The 16,697-nt window shown below is 69.5% G+C and carries 15 protein-coding genes and 1 pseudogene; 6 read left to right on the top strand and 10 right to left on the bottom strand.

The annotated features are described in order from the left end of the window. Nucleotides 1–8 precede the first annotated feature (8 nt). Nucleotides 9–905: an LppM family (lipo)protein gene (locus tag BJF87_RS24270; RefSeq protein ID WP_035752681.1), complete on the top strand. Its 897-nt coding sequence runs from the start codon at nt 9–11 to the stop codon at nt 903–905. A gap of 24 nt (nt 906–929) precedes the next feature. Here the strand turns inward: BJF87_RS24270 and BJF87_RS24265 are convergent, their stop codons facing one another. Next, nucleotides 930–1,907, bottom strand: coding sequence for a methylenetetrahydrofolate reductase (locus BJF87_RS24265; RefSeq protein WP_035752683.1), 978 nt, complete (start codon nt 1,905–1,907; stop codon nt 930–932). Nucleotides 1,908–1,918: 11 nt separating this feature from the next. On the opposite strand from BJF87_RS24265, the gene BJF87_RS24260 reads away from it, so the two are divergent. Then, on the top strand, nt 1,919–3,067 hold the full coding sequence (locus BJF87_RS24260) for a polyprenyl synthetase family protein (RefSeq protein WP_035752684.1): 1,149 nt from the start codon (nt 1,919–1,921) through the stop codon (nt 3,065–3,067). After that, nucleotides 3,064–4,650, top strand: coding sequence for an alpha-(1->6)-mannopyranosyltransferase A (locus tag BJF87_RS24255; protein WP_035752685.1), 1,587 nt, complete (start codon nt 3,064–3,066; stop codon nt 4,648–4,650). The genes BJF87_RS24260 and BJF87_RS24255 overlap by 4 nt, the downstream gene beginning before the upstream one ends. Here BJF87_RS24255 and BJF87_RS24250 read toward each other — a convergent pair. Next, nucleotides 4,619–4,984 carry an Rv2175c family DNA-binding protein gene (locus BJF87_RS24250; protein WP_035752774.1) on the bottom strand — a complete coding sequence of 122 codons (366 nt, stop codon included), beginning with the start codon at nt 4,982–4,984 and terminating at the stop codon, nt 4,619–4,621. The two genes, BJF87_RS24255 and BJF87_RS24250, sit on opposite strands and share 32 nt — an antisense overlap. Before the next feature lie 137 nt (nt 4,985–5,121). Between BJF87_RS24250 and BJF87_RS24245 the strand changes: the two are divergent. Beyond that, a pseudogene (locus tag BJF87_RS24245) lies at nt 5,122–6,368 on the top strand (protein kinase). A 3-nt stretch (nt 6,369–6,371) separates the two neighbouring features. Here BJF87_RS24245 and BJF87_RS24240 read toward each other — a convergent pair. Beyond that, on the bottom strand, nt 6,372–7,769 hold the full coding sequence (locus BJF87_RS24240) for a class II 3-deoxy-7-phosphoheptulonate synthase (RefSeq protein WP_006356857.1): 1,398 nt from the start codon (nt 7,767–7,769) through the stop codon (nt 6,372–6,374). Nucleotides 7,770–7,810: 41 nt separating this feature from the next. Further along, on the bottom strand, nt 7,811–8,305 hold the full coding sequence (locus BJF87_RS24235; protein WP_075864062.1) for a polyadenylate-specific 3'-exoribonuclease AS: 495 nt from the start codon (nt 8,303–8,305) through the stop codon (nt 7,811–7,813). A 135-nt stretch (nt 8,306–8,440) separates the two neighbouring features. Here BJF87_RS24235 and BJF87_RS24230 point away from each other — a divergent pair, with 135 nt between their 5' ends. Next, nucleotides 8,441–10,033, top strand: a complete 1,593-nt coding sequence (locus BJF87_RS24230) for a glycosyltransferase 87 family protein (protein WP_006356855.1) — start codon at nt 8,441–8,443, stop codon at nt 10,031–10,033. A gap of 123 nt (nt 10,034–10,156) precedes the next feature. Here the strand turns inward: BJF87_RS24230 and BJF87_RS24225 are convergent, their stop codons facing one another. The 6 genes from BJF87_RS24225 to BJF87_RS24200 all read right to left on the bottom strand — a co-directional run bounded on the left by BJF87_RS24225 (nt 10,157) and on the right by BJF87_RS24200 (nt 14,712). Then, nucleotides 10,157–10,864, bottom strand: a complete 708-nt coding sequence (locus tag BJF87_RS24225; protein WP_006356854.1) for a 1-acyl-sn-glycerol-3-phosphate acyltransferase — start codon at nt 10,862–10,864, stop codon at nt 10,157–10,159. A 137-nt stretch (nt 10,865–11,001) separates the two neighbouring features. After that, nucleotides 11,002–12,006 (bottom strand): ROK family protein, encoded by a 1,005-nt coding sequence (locus BJF87_RS24220; RefSeq protein WP_075864061.1) that lies wholly within the window; start codon nt 12,004–12,006, stop codon nt 11,002–11,004. Further along, nucleotides 12,006–12,440, bottom strand: a complete 435-nt coding sequence (locus BJF87_RS24215) for a hypothetical protein (protein WP_075864060.1) — start codon at nt 12,438–12,440, stop codon at nt 12,006–12,008. Before BJF87_RS24215 ends, BJF87_RS24220 begins: the two co-directional genes overlap by 1 nt. A 177-nt stretch (nt 12,441–12,617) precedes the next feature. Continuing rightward, nucleotides 12,618–13,811 (bottom strand): ArsA-related P-loop ATPase, encoded by a 1,194-nt coding sequence (locus BJF87_RS24210; RefSeq protein ID WP_075864059.1) that lies wholly within the window; start codon nt 13,809–13,811, stop codon nt 12,618–12,620. Nucleotides 13,812–13,831: 20 nt separating this feature from the next. Beyond that, the gene (locus BJF87_RS24205; protein ID WP_006868119.1) at nt 13,832–14,269 is read right to left on the bottom strand and encodes an SRPBCC family protein; all 438 of its coding nucleotides are present in this window, start codon (nt 14,267–14,269) and stop codon (nt 13,832–13,834) included. Beyond that, complete coding sequence (locus BJF87_RS24200) at nt 14,269–14,712, bottom strand: hypothetical protein (protein WP_035752694.1); 444 nt, start codon at nt 14,710–14,712, stop codon at nt 14,269–14,271. Before BJF87_RS24200 ends, BJF87_RS24205 begins: the two co-directional genes overlap by 1 nt. Nucleotides 14,713–14,820: 108 nt before the next feature. Here BJF87_RS24200 and BJF87_RS24195 point away from each other — a divergent pair, with 108 nt between their 5' ends. Then, nucleotides 14,821–16,629, top strand: coding sequence for a long-chain fatty acid--CoA ligase (locus BJF87_RS24195; protein WP_035752697.1), 1,809 nt, complete (start codon nt 14,821–14,823; stop codon nt 16,627–16,629). Nucleotides 16,630–16,697: the final 68 nt, after the last annotated feature.

Genomic DNA, 16,697 nt, shown 5'->3' with positions numbered 1-16,697 from the left:
CTGGCACGATGAGCAGCGTGCGATTGTCGATTCCCGAGCAGGGTGCACCGAAGTCCTCCCGCGGTCAGTCCCGACCCCGCCGGCTGATGCCGCTGGCGGTGGCGGTCGTGACTCTCCTTCTGTCGCCGCTGATGGCCGGCTGCCTGGAGCGTTCGACGACGGTGGGCGATCGGTATTCGGGCAGTGTCATCGTCGCGACGTCACCGGACAATCCCCGTGGCGCTCCGCAGCTGGATCTCCCCGAGTCGATGATGGGGCAGGTCTCGGTGACCGAGTACAAGGAGACACCCGAGGAGTCGGCTGCCCCATCGGGGTCCGCCGACCGCGATGACCGCAGCGGGGACGCCGGGAACGGCGAGGAGGCGGTCACCCGCGTGGGCAGCCGCGCGAGTTTCTCCGATCTCACCGCCGGCCAGTTCGGCCAGCTCGGCGACATCATCGCCGACGCCTACGGCGACACCTCGCTGACGATGGACCTCACCGCCAAGCGCAGCGGCGAGGTGGTTCGTTTCCGCGGTGACACCGACCTGTCCGAACTCATCCCGGGTCGCGACTTCGTCCAGCTGACGGTCACCTTCGGCGGGCCGGTGACGGCGACCAACGGCGACCAGGTCGGCGAGTCGACGGTCACCTGGACCCCGGCTCCGGGCGAGCCGTCGGACTTCACCGCCGATGCCACCTACCCGGATCCCGCGACCGCCGCGGTCAGCAGCTGGTCCTGGTTCGTCGCCATCGTGTGTCTCATCGCGGTGCTGATCATCGCGCGGCTCGCCTATGCGAAGCGGTACCGCGGCCCGCGCCCGGGAAGACCGGTCGCCACCAACACCGCACCGTCGACCCTGTCGGGTGAGGGACTCTCGGCGGCCGCTGACCCGAAGGCCTCGACAGCGCCCGAGAAGAGTTAGGACCCGAACAGCCAGGTTCCAGGGTCAGGCGGGGACGTGGAGCGCGGCGTCGACGTCCACGCCGAGGCGGCCGAGTACCTCTGAAGTCGCCTTGGCGAAGTTGAGGCTGCAGAAGTGCAGGCACGGTGCGCCCTCGGCGATGAGCCGTTCCGCGGTCTCGGTGGCGAAGTCGATGCCGACGGCGCGAACCGTCGCACGATCCTCCTCGGGACCATCGCCCGCGGCCTTGGTGAATCGCTCCACCACCTTCGGCGGGATCACCGAACCGGACAGCTCGGCCATGCGCTTGATGCTGGCCAGCGACGTCACCGGCATGATGCCCGGGATGATCGGCTTGGCACCCTGCTCGGGGTCGGCGGCCTGCACCCGGTCGCGCAGACGCAGGTAGTCCTCGACGTCGAAGAACATCTGGGTGATCGAGTACTCGGCACCCGCGCGGAGCTTGTTCACCAGGTTGCGGGTGTCGTGCTCGAGGTCGGGGGCACGGTGGTGGCCCTCCGGGAACGACGCCACCCCGACGTGGAAGTCGCCGAGGGTGTCGATGAGATGGACCAGCTCCTCGGCGTATTCGACGCCCTCGGGATGGGCGATCCACTCGCCGAGCGGATCGCCCGGCGGGTCGCCGCGCAACGCGAGGATGTTCGCGATGCCCTGATCGGCGTACGCGCCGACGAGTGCGCGCAGTTCGGCGATGCTGTGGTTGACGGCGGTCAGGTGCGCCACCGGCAGCAGGGTGGTCTGGGCGGCGAGTTCGCCGGTGATGCGGACCGTGCGGTCGCGCGTCGAACCGCCGGCACCGTAGGTCATCGACACGAAGGCCGGGGACAACCGCTCGAAGATCCGCACCGCGCGCCACAGCCGGGCTTCGCCTTCGGCGTCGCGCGGGGGCATGAACTCGACGGAGAACGGCACCGGTCCACGGTGCGGGGCGGACAGGCGTTCGACGATCGAGGGTGCCGGAGCGGTTGGGGTCACCCGAACAGTGTAGATAGCGATTCGCATAGCCTGGCAGGGTGACCTCCGCCTCCCCCACGCCGACCTCGCTCGATGCGGTCCCGGCGGCCGTCGAGACCGAATTGCGCAGTTTCTTCGACGTCGCGGTCCCCGCCGCGGCCGAGATCGCCCCGGTGGTCGGCACCGCGGCCGAACTGGTCCGCGACTTCGTCCTGCAGGGCGGCAAGCGCATCCGGCCGGTCTTCGCCTTCGCCGGATGGCGGTGCGGTATGACCGAATCGGGTCGCGCCGACTCCGACGCGGCGTCGAGCGTCGGCCGTGAGGCTCGCGACGCCCTGCGGGTGGGTGCGGCCCTCGAACTCGTGCAGGCGTGCGCCCTGATCCACGACGACATCATCGATCAGTCCGACACCCGGCGCGGGCACCCGACGCTGCACCGTGTCTTCCAGTCGCGGCATGCCGCCGCCTCCTGGGCCGGCGACGCCGCCGGCCACGGGGTGGCCGCGGCGATCCTGGCCGGAGACCTCGCGCTCGCGTGGGCCGACGACCTCGTGCACGATCATCGGCCGGGGGTTTCGGACACCTCCCGGTACCGCGCTCTCCCGCCGGCCGTCGGCGCCACCTGGGCGGCGATGCGCACCGAGGTGCTCGGCGGCCAGTTCCTCGACATCGTGAACGAGGCCAGCGGCGACGACTCGGCAGCCGCCGCGTATCGCGTGATGGAGTTCAAGACCGCCGCCTATACGGTGGCCCGCCCGCTCGAGCTCGGGGCACGTCTCGCCGGGGCGTCGGAGATTCTGGTCGCGACGCTGCGGAAGATCGGGCACGACCTCGGTATCGCCTTCCAGTTGCGCGACGATCAGCTCGGCGTTTTCGGCGACCCCGAGCGGACCGGCAAGCCGTCGGGTGACGACCTGGTCTCGGGCAAGCGCACGGCTCTCCTGGCCACCGCCCTACGACGCGCCGACGACTCCGACCCCGCCCTCGGGAACCGCTTGCGGGACTTCATCGGTCGCCCGCTCGACGAGGACGAACTCGGCTCCGCGCGAGCGCTTCTCGTCGACGTCGGCGCGGTCGCCGAGATGGAGGGCCAGATCGACGACCTCCTCGGCGCCGCCCTCGGCGCACTGGACACCGCCGACATCGGCGACGACATCCGCAGCGAACTCACCGCGGTCGCCCACCGGACCGCGCATCGCGAGGCGTGAACTCCCGCGTGAAGGCATCGACTCCGACGCCCACTCGCCCGGACGTCGCTGACCGGACCGCACGCGGCGATCTGATCACCGGCGCAATCGGCGCGATTCTGGTGTGCGTGGGCAGTTTCGGCGTCGGCGACCCGCCCCGCAACACGACGACACTCGCCGACCTGGGACTCAGCTGGATCACCTACGGTCACGGCAAGAACCTCTTCGGTACCTTCTTCTGGCTCGGCGTCTTCCTCATGGTGTTCGCCTGGGTCCGGCTCGGCCGTCGGATCGCCCGGGGGGCCGCGGACCCCCCGTCCGTCCGGACCCTGCAGCGATGGCTGCTCGTCTGGGCGGCGCCGCTGCTCGTGGCCGTGCCGGTCTACAGCCGCGACGTCTACGCCTACCTCGCGCAGGGGGCGGTGTTCGGTGCCGGGTTCAACCCCTACGCCGACGGTCCGGCCCACCATCCGGGCCCGCTCGTCGACAGCATGGCCACGGTCTGGGCCACCACCACGGCGCCGTACGGGCCGTTCACCATGGGTCTGTTGCGCGTCGTCACCGAGGTGACCGGCGACCACGTCGTCGCGGGCATCCTCGCGGTGCGACTCGTCCTCCTACCCGGACTGTTCTTGTCGCTGTGGGCGATCCCGCGACTCGCACGCCATTTCGGCGCCTCGCCACAGGCGGGACTGTGGCTGGCGCTGTTCAATCCGATGGTCCTCATCCATCTCGTCGCGGGACCCCACGTCGAACTCCTGATGGCCGGCGTGCTGACCACCGGTGTCGTCCTGGTCGTCAGTGGACGGCACGTCGCCGGCACCGCGGTCCTCGCGCTCGCCGTGTCGATCAAGATCACCGCCGGGATCGCGGTGCCGTTCGTGCTCTGGATCTGGCTGTCCCACATACGCTCCCGCCGGCAGGTGACCGCCCGCGACGTCGTCGGCGTCTTCGCCGCGATCGTCGGCATCTCGGTTGCGGTGTTCGGACTCTGGACCCTGCTGGTGGGCCTGGGATTGGGCTGGCTGACGGGACTGGGCTGGGCCGACGTGATCATCAACTGGTTCACCATCCCGACCTTCGTCGCGCATCTCGTCACGCTGGTCGCCGCACCGTTCGTCGCACTCAATCTGCAACCGGTGCTGGAGATCACGCGCGCGATCGGGTCCGTGGTCCTCGCGATCACCCTCGTCGCCCTGTGGTGGCGTCACCGGCGCAACGAGAGGGATGCGGTCGCCGGGATGGCGTGGGCGATGCTGGCCGTGCTCCTGCTCGAGCCGTCCACGCTCCCCTGGTATTACACGTGGGCGCTGGCGATCGCGGTGGCGTTCACCCTCCCGCCGTGGGCGCGCGCGACCGTGGTCGGAGCGTCGACGTTCATGCTCATCGTGTTCCAGCCGGACGACGCGATCGTCTTCTACAAGCCCTTCGAACTCACGCTGGCGTTCCTGCTCGCGGGACTCGCCGCCTGGTCGCTGCTGCGTCCGGACCCCTTGCGGCTCGGCCGGTTCGGCCGATGGGCGTGGGGCGCGGACCGGACCGGCGCACCGGAGGAACCGGCGGCCGGCGAGGTCAGAAAGCCTGAGCCTGCGCCCGGCGGATGACCTCGCGGGCGGAGTCGGTGTGCAGCGCCGCGGCCGGATACAGGTCGAGGTCTTCGTGCACGGTGAACAACCAGTTCATCGCCTCGTCGCGGGTGAAACCGCCGTCGAGCAGGACCCCGACGAGACCGTAGAAGTGTTTGACGACGCCCTCGTCGTCGAAGAACACCGCCGGAATGACCGGATGCCCACCGCGGGAGACGGCGAGCAGGTTGTGGTCGCGGATGAGTGTGCGCACCCGGTTGGTTGACACCGCGAGCCGGTCGGCGACCTCGTCGACCGACAGCATCTCGACATCAGCGGACAGGGTGTCAGGCGACAACGGAATGGAACCCACGGGGAGAAGCGTAGCCGTACATCCGGGCACGATGAAACCGTCGATCTCCGCGCGCGGTGTCGCGACCGCCGACACCCGGGGTGGGTCACACGCGGTGATGACGCCGACGGTCTGGTCCTGCAGGTAGATTCAGCGGGGTGAACTCCCCCGTCGACCCGATGCTCGGGACCGTCCTCGAGGACCGGTATCGCATCGACGCCCCCATCGCGCGGGGCGGAATGTCGGCGGTCTACCTCGGTGTCGACGTCCGGCTCGGACGCGAGGTCGCGGTCAAGGTGATGGACTCCCGGTACTCGGGCGACCCGCAGTTCCTGCGCCGCTTCGAGTTCGAGGCGCGTGCGGTCGCCGGCCTCAAACACCCGGGTCTCGTCGCGGTCTACGACCAGGGCATCGACAACGGCATCGCCTTCCTGGTCATGGAACTCGTCGACGGCGGCAGCTTCGTGAGCTCCTCCGCGAACGAGGTCCGATGCCGCCGCATGCGGTGGTCGCCGTCGCCGAACCCGTGCTCGGCGGCCTCGGGACGGCGCATGCCGCGGGCCTCGTTCACCGCGACGTCAAGCCGGAGAACGTGCTGATCTCCGACGCCGGCGAGGTCAAGGTCGCCGACTTCGGTCTCGTACGCGCCGTCGCCGAGGCAGGGGTCACCTCGGCCAGCGTCATCCTCGGCACCGCCGCCTACCTGTCCCCCGAACAGGTCGAGTCCACCCACGCCGACGCCCGTAGCGACGTCTACTCCATGGGCGTGATGATGTTCGAATTGCTCACCGGCCGAACCCCTTTCCACGGGGACTCGCCGCTGTCACTGGCCTACCAGCGACTCACCTACGACGTCCCCGCCCCGGGTGACGTGATCGCCGGCGTCCCCGCGGAGTTCGACGAGATCGTGCTGCGCGCGACGGAACGCAATCCGGCCGACCGCTTCGCCGACGGTTTCGAGATGCAGCATGCGCTGCTCGCGGTCGCCGACGACCTCGACCTGCCGCCCTTCACGGTGCCCGCACCGAAGCGGTCCCGTGAGCGAGAGATGAAGTCGCGCTACCACGCAGCCGGTGCGGTCGGCCACGACACCCGGGTCCAGTCGGCTCCGGGGCCCTACGAGCCCGGATCGTCGTCGCCGGATTCCCCCGCGGCACCGGTCCGCCCGGTCGCCGGGGTCGGCGACGCGGATGATCGGCCCGCGCCCGCGCGTGGGCGCGAGAACCGGGCGGATTCACGGGGCCGAGGCGTCGTCGCCGCGCGCGACCAGGACCCGCTCGAACCCGACCTGAGCGGAGGCGGGCGACTGGGCGCGTTCCTGTGGATTCTCCTGGTGCTGTTGCTCGCCGTGGGCCTCGGTGCTGCCGGGTTCTGGGTCGGCAGCACCTATCTCACGATCGGCTGAACCTCAGCCGCGCAGCATCTCCGCGACGAGGAATGCCAGCTCCAGCGACTGCTGGGTGTTGAGGCGCGGGTCGCAGGCGGTCTCGTAGCGGCCGGCGAGGTCGAGATCCGAGATCTCCTGTGCGCCACCGAGACATTCGGTGACGTCCTCACCGGTCAGCTCGACGTGCACGCCACCGGGGTGGCTGCCGAGCGCGCGGTGGACCTCGAAGAAGCCCTGCACCTCGTCGACGATGCGGTCGAAGTGACGCGTCTTGAAGCCGGTCGACGCTTCGTGGGTGTTTCCGTGCATGGGGTCGCACTGCCAGATGACCTTGTGTCCGGTCGCCTCGACGGCGGCGACGATCGCCGGGAGCACCTCGCGCACCTTGCCGTTGCCCATGCGGGCCACGAGGGTCAGGCGGCCGGGGACGTTGTGCGGATCGAGACGCTCGACGTATTCGACGGCCTGCTCGGGCGTCGTCGTCGGACCGATCTTCACACCGATCGGGTTGTTGATCAGTTCGGCGAAGGCGATGTGCGCGCCGTCGAGCTGGCGGGTGCGCTCACCGATCCACAGGAAGTGTGCGGACAGGTCGTAGAGGACCTTTTCCTGCGCGTCCTTGTCCGGGGCGTCGGCGAGGCGCAGCATGGCGCGCTCGTAGTCGAGGACGAGCGCCTCGTGCGAGGCGAAGATCGACGCGGAGTGGAGGCTCGAGTCGGTGACGCCACAGGCGTCCATGAACCGCAGGCCGCGGTCGATCTCCGAGGCCAGTGCCTCGTAGCGGGCGCCGGCGGGCGAGGTCCGTACGAACTCGCGGTTCCAGTCGTGGACGCGGTGCAGGTCGGCCTCGGCCTGGGTGAGTGCCCGGACCAGGTTCATGGCCGCGGCCGCATTCGCATAGGCGCGCACCAGACGCGACGGATCGTGCTGGCGCACGGCCTCGTCGGCCGGGAACCCGTTGACCATGTCGCCGCGGTAGGACGGCAGGCCCAGGGCGTCGACGTTCGACGACCGCGGCTTGGCGTACTGACCGGCGATACGCGCGACCTTGACCACCGGCATGCTCGCGCCGTAGGTGAGGACGACGGCCATCTGCAGCAGCGTCCGGATGTTGGCCTTGATGTGGGGTTCGGTGTTGTCGGCGAAGGTCTCCGCACAGTCACCGCCCTGCAGCAGGAAGGCGCGTCCCTCGGCCACGTCGGCCAGCTGCGACGACAGCGACTGGACCTCGGCGGGCATGCAGATCGGCGGCACCGACTCCAGGACGGTGCGGATCTTGCGTGCTTCCTCGGCGGGCCAGCTCGGCTGTTGCAGCGCGGGGCGGCTCATCGCGTCGTCGAAACGCTCCTGGAGGCCACCGGGCAGCGGCGGCAGTTCGGGGAGTTCGTCGATAGGAACGTCTACGGTCCAGTTCACCACTGTTCCAGCGTAAAGCAGGCTCCCCGGCGATTTACGCGGGGTCAGCCACGCGGGTCGAGACGGGCCTTCTCGATCGCCTCCCAGCGCCGCAGGTTGTGTCGCGCGTCGCTCAGTGCGTCGTGGGCGTCGGACGGCGCCGGCGGGAGTGCGGGACGTCCGGCGGCCTCCCAGTGCTGGCGGAGTTCGCGGGTGAAACGCGGGATGGGACGGGGCAGCGCGGTCATCGGACCCCACATCTGGCACATGACGACGTGGTCGTAGGCACCGATCCACGCCCACAGTTCGATGTCGGCCCCGTCCGCGGTGAGGAACTCGAGGAGGTCCTCGCGGATGCGTCGACGGCCCTTCCAGACCGGCGACGACGGGGACGGCAGCTTGGGCAGCACGTTGGCGCGCACCCAGTCGCCCGCGCGGCCGGGGTCGAACTCGGTGGACACCGCGTAGAACTCACGGCCGTCCTCGCCGACGACCCCGATCGAGACCAGCTCGATGGTGTTTCCGTCTTCGATGAACTCCGAGTCGTAGAAGAACCGCATGGGGACAGTATTCACACCCGCCCCGGACGGCCTCGACGCGCGGCGAGATGGGGCGCGGATACGCGCCCGGACGAGTCACGTTTCGCCATTGCCGTCCTTTGCTGGCTACCCTGGTAATTCGTGCGCTCCAGGTCTGTGCTGGCGACCGCTCTCCTGGCGGCGTCGATCATCGCGCGGCTCGTCTGGGACACGCTGACCGTGAACGGCAGGAACTTCGTGGACCTGCACGTTTACCGCGACGGTTCGGCGGGTCTCGCCGACGGGTCGCTCTATTTGTTCACCTATTCCGGTGAGACGGACTTCGCGCTCCCCTTCACCTATCCGCCGTTCGCCGCGGTGGTCCTCTATCCCCTGTCGCTGATCCCGTGGGACGTCGTGGCGATCGGCTGGCAGCTCGCGACCTTCGCGGCCCTCTACGCGTGCGTGGTCCTCTCGCTCCGACTCTGCGGCCGCACCACCGACGTCCACGCGCTCGCCGCGCTGTGGACCGCACCGGCCATCTGGTGCGAACCGGTCCGGGTGACCCTGGACTACGGCCAGATCAACGTCTTCCTCATGCTCGGCACCCTGCTGGCGATCTCCTGGGCACGCCGCGCCGACGGGACCCCGAGCGAACGCGGTGTGCTCGCGGGTGGAGCGCTGATCGGTCTGATGGCCGGCATCAAGCTCACCCCGGCGATCAGCGGCCTCTGGTACCTCGTCGTCCGCAAGCCGTGGGGCGCGCTGTCGGCGGCGTTCGCCTTCGTCTTCACCGTCCTCGGCTGTCTGCTGCTCTTCCCGGAGGTCACCCGGACCTACTACGGCACCCTCTTCGGGGACGCCGAACGGATCGGCCCCGTCGAGGCGGTCATCAACCAGAGTCTGCGCGGGACGCTGTCGCGGTTCGTCGGCTTCGACGTCGGTACCGGCTGGATCTGGTTCCTCGGTGTCCTGGTCGCCACCGTGGTGGTCGTGTTCACCTGGCGCGCGGTGTCCGACGCGCTCGGCGTCCTGCTCGTCGTGCAGTTCTTCGGACTGCTGATCTCGCCCATCTCCTGGGTCCACCACTGGGTCTGGGTCGTTCCGCTGGGCATCTGGCTGGTGCACGGTGCAGGCGCCCGACGCCCCGGTGCCCGCGCGATCCTCGGTCTGTGGCTCGTGGTCGCCGGCCTCGGCATCCCGTGGATCCTGCGCGTCCTCATCGAATACGGCCCCGTGCCGCCTGCCGCCGTCGAGGCCGTGTTCGGCGCGGCCTGGACGATCGCCACGTTCGTCACGATGGGTTGGTTGATCGCGACCCGTTCCGCGCGCGGCGCCGCGGAGACCGACGACCGTCCGAAGGACGTGGTGGCCGCGGCCATCGTCGACGGCGGTCGGGTGCTGCTCGCCCAGCGCGCCCATCCGGCCGACCTCGCCGGCAAGTGGGAACTGCCCGGCGGCCGAGTCGAATCGGGCGAGACCCACGCGGCCGCCCTCGCCCGGGAGATTCGTGAAGAGCTCGGCGCCGAGGTCGAGGCGGGCGACGGTGTCGGGAAGCCGGTGACCCTGCCCAACGGCCTCGTCCTGCACGCCTACCGGGCACACCTCCGCGGCGGCACCCCGGTCGCGCTGGAACACCTTGACATGCAGTGGTTCACGGCCGACGAACTGCGCCGGCTCGACCTCGACGACGTCGTCCCCGCCGATCGCGACTGGATTCCCGAGCTGTGCGTCGTCCTCGACGAGGCGCGCGTGGGCGAAGCGGGATAGCCGGCTCGCTCTGTTGTTCCCTCAGCGCGAGCGCCCCTCGCTCCCTGAGGTGCGAGCGCAGCGCCCCCCTCGCTCCCTGAGGTGCGAGCGCAGCGAGCTCGCAGGGCCGAACCGTATCCCTGCTCAGGCAGCGTCGGCGGCCGGCGACTCGACCGCCGGCGCCTTGTTCTTGAGGCTCGCGGCGTAGACGTCGACGTACTGCTGGCCGGAGAGCTGCATGAGCTCGTACATGATCTCGTCGGTGACGGCGCGCTCGATGTAGCGGTTGCCCTCCATGCCCTCGAAGCGGGAGAAGTCGAGGGGCTTGCCGATGCGCACGGTCACCTTGGTGGGGCGCGGGAGGACGGACCCGGGCGGGTTGAACTTGTGGGTGTCGATCATGGCGACCGGGATGACCGGCACGCCGGTGTCCATGGCCAGACGTGCGAGCCCGGTCTTGCCCTTGTACAGGCGGCCGTCGGGTGAGCGGGTGCCCTCCGGGTACATGCCCATCAGCTTGCCGCTGTCGAGCTGGCGGCGGGCTGCGGTGAGGGCGCCCTCGGCGGCGGCAGCGCCCGACCGGTCGATGGGGATCTGTCCGACCGCGGTGAAGAACCACCGCTGGAATGCACCCTTGAGTCCGGTGCCGGTGAAGTATTCGCTCTTGGCGAGGAAGTAGATGCGGCGGTCGACCATCAGCGGCAGGAAGAAGCTGTCCATCACCGCCAGGTGGTTGCTCGCGAGGATCGCGGGCCCGTCGGTCGGGATGTTCTCATGCCCTTCGATGGTCGGGCGACCGAGGACACGGAGGATCGGTCCCAGGAAGATGTACTTGAACGCCCAGTACCACATGAGACTCTCCTCGCCGCGCCACGAACTCGACCCGACGTCGCTGTCGACATCGGACCCCCACTGCCCGAACCCCTCACCCCTTGGTCCCGACATCAAGACCATACCTGCGTCGGACCGTACCGACCTCTCCGGTTTGGTCAGCGGGCGGCCGACGGCGGCGCAGACTGACTCGTCGCAGCCCGAAGTCCTTGGCGCGCAACCTCGGCCGCGCCGACGACGCCGGCCGTCTCGCCGAGCTGGGTGCCGCGGATGCGGGCGAGCTGACGGTGGCCGGCACCGGTGACCTGACGCGCGTAGTGTTCGCGGGCCTCGTCGAGGAACAGACCCGACGCCGCGCCGACGCCACCGGCCAGCACGATCAGGTCGGGGTCGAAGATGTCGGCGATCATCGCCAGCCCCTGCCCCAGGGACGTCGCGAACCGGGCAAAGGCCGCCAGGGCCACGGCGTCGCCGTCGGCGGCCGCCCCGGCGACCCGGCGTCCGGTCAGAGAACCGGGATCGGCGGCCACGTCGGCGGCGAGCTGGCTGCGTCCCCAGTCGCCGTTCAGGGGTGCACCGTCGGCGAGCAGCTCGACCACCGTGTCGACCAATGCCGTTCCGCTGCAATACCGTTCCCAGCAGCCGCGTTTGCCGCAGGCGCAGGCGCGCCCGTCGGGGACGATCGTGAGATGTCCGAGTTCCGGCGCGACGCCGTAGCTCCCGCGGTAGATCTCACCGTCGATGACGAACCCGGCGCCGATGCCGGTCCCGATGGCCAGCACCACGGTGTTGTGCCCGCGGGCGGCGGCACCGAACCGCACCTCCGCGACTGCTGCCGCGTTGGCGTCGTGTTCGGCGAACACCGGGATGCCGACGCGTCGGGTCATGTCCTCGGCCACCGGGGCCTCACGCCATGGCAGATGGGGTGCGAACCGGACGATGCTGCGGTCGGTGGTGAGGAAGCCGGCGATCGCGAGCCCGACGGCCTTCGCGTCCCAGCGCGAGATCAGCTCGCCGACGAGGCGGTCCAGGCAGTGTTCGAGGGCCTCCACCGTCGACGGGGTCTGGGCGCGCAGGGTGTCGAGCATCGTGCCGCGGTCGTCGACCACCGATGCCCGCACGCTCGTGCCGCCGATGTCGATCCCGATCGTCAGCTCACCCATCACTGCTCCTCGTCGGACCCGGTGTGTGCGTCGAAGCGTCGGGAACTGCCGATCCGGACCGCGATCGGCTCATAGTGCCGGGGTTCGGAAATCGTGCTGGGGGCCGACCGCAATGCCTCGGCGATGGCCTCGAGGACGGCGATGACCGCTGCGAGGAGCCGAGCGACGAGGTCACCGATCTCGCTCAACAGCGAACCGATCTCCCCCGACGCGCCCGCCAGCGCTTGGCCGACGGGCCCCTCGGCGCCGAACGCGGCGGCATAACCGGAGGCCGCGGCGGTCGCTTCCTGACGACCACCGGCGAAGAGTGCCGCCAGCGCGTCGATCTGATTGGCCAACCCGAGAAGCAGGTCCCGGACCGGATCGCCCTGTGCAGCACCACGGTCGTCACGACCGGGCCCGTCACCCCGTGACGTTCCCTCGTCCGTGCCCATTCGCGTTCTCTCCCCTCGCCGCTGGTACCCGGAGGCTCGTGCCGCTGTCACCCGTCACCACCGGTGGGCGGGCGTCCCAGCACCGTACCGTGTGGTCGCCGACCGTGTGATCCACGAGTCTGTGATCGCCACGAGCTACGCGGTCTTCGAACGTACCCGGTGGCCGTGCGAGGCCGGCTACCGGCGCGGCCAGACCGCGGGGTCGGGCACGAAGCCGACGGTCAGCCGCCCGTCCTCCCACGCCGCGTCGACGACGATGCACCGGCGCAACACCGACGGCAGCCGCACCGGATGGCGGAAACCGGAGATCGTCACCAGCAGGTCGTCGCCGCTGCGGCCGAGTGCGAGCGAATCGGGTTCGGGCAGGCGCTGCGGCCACGACAACCGGAAGGCGGTCTCCGTGCCGGCCACGGGCTCCACGACCGACGCGGCCGAACCGCGCGCGACGCCGTGCGGATCGGGCAGCCGAACCGCGAGCTTACGCAGCCGTGCCACGCGATCGATCGTCTCCGCGGACCGCTCGACCAGGACCACCCGCACATCGCGGCTGCCGCCGGGACCGTCGAGCATCCCCTCGACGTGTGCGGCGAGGTCCTCCGGCGACTCCGAACCCACGCCACGGTTCACCTGGACCGACGCCAGCGGCAGCCCCATGACGTCGGCACCGGCGACATAGTGCTCCGCGAGGCGGCGGGCACGGTCGTCGGCACCGAGGACGAGGTGGACCGCCACCGCGTGCGCGTCGGAGAACAGCTCTGCGACATCGGCACAGTCGCGGTCGATGGCGTCGACGGCAGCGGTCAGTGGGGCCATCACCGGCCGCTCGGACGCCGTCGCGAGGCGTCGGTGCCGCGGCCAGAAGCGATTGAGCGCCTGACTGAGCACCGATCCCCCGCGCAGGAACTGCAGCGGGTCGCCGCACCCCGAGAGGTCGACGATGATCCGCTGCCACCGACCGCTCGTCGCCTCGTCGCGGATGCGCCGCAGCAGCAGGAAGTCGTCGATACCCGGGAGCGAGGTGAGCTCCGCGGCGTCGATGCCGGAGAGGGTCCCCACGCCGGGAAGGACGGCCTTGCTGCGACCCGCGGTGTGTTCGAGGACGTCGATGAACGCCGACCAGGTGCGCTCGGTCAGATCCAGGCGGTCGAGGGTCAGCAGGTGGAGGAACTTCGAGACCGCCACCGGCTCACCGGGCTGCCGGTAGACGCGGGCCCAGTCGTGCACCGGCGACCAGCGGTCGACGGTGATGAGCAGGGTGTGCTGCTCGGGCCGGGTGACGGCCTGACGCGAATCCCGAGGCGTGCTGGGCCGCTGGGAGGCCGCCGCGGCAGCGACAGCGGAGACACCGGAGCCTCCCGGACCGAGCACCACATGTATGGGTGTGAGATCGATCAGCCTTCGACCCTCTTCTTCAGGTCGTGCAGCGCGGCCTCGGTGATCGCTTTCTCCGCTCGGCGTTTCAGCTGTCCGATCATCGGCACCTGCAGGTCGACCATGAGCTCATAGGTGACTTTGGTCGAACCCGGGACCTGCTGGGTGAGGCTGTACCGACCGCGCTGGTCCTTCTGCAGATCGCTGGAGACCAGACGCCACGAGACCGAGGTCCCGTCCGGATCCCACTCGTAGGCAAGCACATACGTGTCCTGCAGGACACCGGCGTCGAGCACGAAGCGCACCTCTAGGGCACGCCCGGCGTCGTCGGTGCGCAGGACCTCGACCTCGCGCGCCGCGGTGACCCAGTCCGGGTAGTGCTCGAAGTCGGAGATGACGGCCAGGATGTCCTCGGCGTCTGCGCCGATGACGATGTCGCGTTCGGTGTGATCGGCCATCACACGGCCTCCGCGGTCTCGGCACCGGCGGCCGGACCGCCCACGTGCCGGCCCGCCTCGAGGAGCTGTTTCACCTCGAAGGACATGTCCTTGCCGGCGACCCGACGCCGCTTGTTCTCCTCCGCGAGCGCATCGGCACGGGCACGCGGGTCGTCGCCGCGTTCACCGGGCAGGGCCCGCGTAGGTTCCGCGTGGAGGAAGTAGTGCAGCACGAAGCCGTCGAGGACCGCTTCGTTCCAGATCTCCATCGTCCCGGCCACCGGTCCGTCGACACGCCACCGGACCCCTTGCTCCGCACGGTCTTCGGTGACCGCCAGACGAAGGTCGGGCCACCATCGCCGCCAGTTGGCGGGGTCGCCGACCACGGCAGCGGCCAGACGTGGTGCCGCGGCGACGAAAACCTCGTCGGCCACCTGGATGCTCGTCACGCCCACTAGCTTCACATACTCGCGTCGGCGCAGGGTAGTGCACCCGAACGGCAGTGGGGTGATCGTCGCGCTTTGCTGCAGGGATACGATCGGCAGAACGGCATCTACTGGAGGGTAACGACGATGAGTGAGTACAGCGTGCCAGCGAAGTTCTCGATCGCCGACGACGAGAACTGCACGAACATCATCTTCAACCTGGCGCAGCGATCACCTCAGCACGTCGTCTTCCGCCAGAAGCAGGGTGATGAGTGGGCACCCATCACCGCCGCCGATGCCGCAGCACGCGTCTCGTCGATCGCCAAGGGCCTGATCGCCTCCGGCATCAATCCCGGTGACCGCGTCGCACTTCTGTCGCGCACCCGCCTCGAGTGGAACCTCTTCGACTTCGCCATCTGGTCGGCCGGCGCTATCACCGTGCCGATCTACGACTCGTCGTCGGCAAGCCAGATCGAGTGGATTCTCCGCGATTCGGGCGCCGTCGCAATCGTGCTCGAGGACGACGCCCACCGTGCCGCCTTCGAATCCATCGACTCGTTGACCGAACCGGTCAAGGTCTTCCAGATCGACCGAGCCGACGCACCCGGTGCCGTCGACGAACTCGTGTCCACCGGCGCCGACGTCCACGACGACGAGGTGACCAAGCGCCGCTCGACCCTCGGGGCCGCCGATCCCGCCACCCTGATCTACACCTCGGGCACCACCGGCCGCCCCAAGGGATGCGAGCTGACCCATTCGAACATGCTGTCCGAGGTACGCGCGGTACTCGCCGGCGACATCCTCGACGACCTCATCAAGCGCGACGAGAAGCGCCTGCTGATGTTCCTTCCGCTGGCACACGTCCTGGCCCGTGCCATCACCCTCGTCGCGATCGAGGCTGGAGCCGAGGTCGGGCACACCAGCGACATCTCGACACTCGTCGACGAGTTCGCCGTCTTCAAACCGTCCCTCATTCTCTCGGTGCCGCGCGTGTTCGAGAAGGTCTACAACTCGGCTCGCCAGAAGGCGCACGACGGCGGCAAGGGCAAGATCTTCGACGCCGCCGCCGAGACCGCGATCTCCTACTCCGAGGCGCGCGAGAAGGGTCAGATCGGTCTGGTCCTCAAGGCCAAGCACGCCGTGTTCGACGCACTGGTCTACAAGAAGCTGCGCACCGCCCTGGGCGGCGAGTGCGGCATGGCGATCTCCGGCGGCGGCCCGCTCGGCGCGCGCCTGGGTCACTTCTTCTCCGGAGTCGGCATCCCGGTCTTCGAGGGTTACGGCCTCACCGAGACGACCGCCGCGTTCAGCGTGAACACCCCGTCGGCATGGAAGATCGGCACCGTCGGAAAGCCGTTGTCGGGCAACACCGTCCGGATCGGTGAGGACGGTGAGATCCTCCTCAAGGGCGGCGTCGTGTTCACCGAGTACTGGCAGAACCCGGAGGCGACGGCCTCCGCGATCGTCGACGGCTGGTTCCACACCGGCGATCTGGGCACCGTCGACGCCGACGGCTTCATCACCATCACCGGTCGCAAGAAAGAACTCATCGTGACCGCGGGCGGAAAGAACGTCTCCCCCGCCGGCCTCGAGGACGTCATCCGCGCCCACGCCCTCATCTCGCAGGCGATGGTCGTCGGAGATGCGAAGCCGTTCGTGGCCGCACTCATCACCATCGACCCGGAGGCCTTCCCGGCGTGGAAGGAGCGCAACGGCAAGCCCGCCGATGCCGAGGTCGCCGACCTCATCGACGACGCCGAGCTCGTCGCCGAGGTCCAGGCGGCCGTCGACTCGGCCAACAAGACCGTCTCGAGCGCCGAGGGGATCAAGAAGTTCCGCATCCTGCCGTCGGACTTCACCGAGGAGACCGGCGAGATGACGCCGACACTCAAGGTCAAGCGCAACGTGGTCGTCGAGAAGTTCTCCGACGACATCGAGGCGATCTACCAGCGATGAGACGCGCCGCCGCCCTCCCGGCGGCGGCGTTCTGACTCCGGTGTCGGGGCGTTCGATACCCGGCACCC

It is taken from the genome of Gordonia sp. CNJ-863, from assembly GCF_001942325.1.
Classification (GTDB): Bacteria; Actinomycetota; Actinomycetes; order Mycobacteriales; family Mycobacteriaceae; genus Gordonia; species Gordonia alkanivorans.
The sequence above is the reverse complement of the archived record's forward strand: the minus strand, read 5'-3'. Positions and strand labels throughout refer to the sequence as shown.

Coding starts and splice junctions, on each gene's coding strand:
- BJF87_RS24235 (WP_075864062.1), bottom strand. CDS start 8,305: ATGCGGTTCTTCTACGACTCGGAGTTCATCGAAGACGGAAACACCATC.
- BJF87_RS24225 (WP_006356854.1), bottom strand. CDS start 10,864: ATGTGGTACTGGGCGTTCAAGTACATCTTCCTGGGACCGATCCTCCGT.
- BJF87_RS24270 (WP_035752681.1), top strand. CDS start 9: ATGAGCAGCGTGCGATTGTCGATTCCCGAGCAGGGTGCACCGAAGTCC.
- BJF87_RS24205 (WP_006868119.1), bottom strand. CDS start 14,269: ATGGCCGATCACACCGAACGCGACATCGTCATCGGCGCAGACGCCGAG.
- BJF87_RS24215 (WP_075864060.1), bottom strand. CDS start 12,440: ATGGGCACGGACGAGGGAACGTCACGGGGTGACGGGCCCGGTCGTGAC.
- BJF87_RS24265 (WP_035752683.1), bottom strand. CDS start 1,907: ATGCGAATCGCTATCTACACTGTTCGGGTGACCCCAACCGCTCCGGCA.
- BJF87_RS24195 (WP_035752697.1), top strand. CDS start 14,821: ATGAGTGAGTACAGCGTGCCAGCGAAGTTCTCGATCGCCGACGACGAG.
- BJF87_RS24220 (WP_075864061.1), bottom strand. CDS start 12,006: ATGGGTGAGCTGACGATCGGGATCGACATCGGCGGCACGAGCGTGCGG.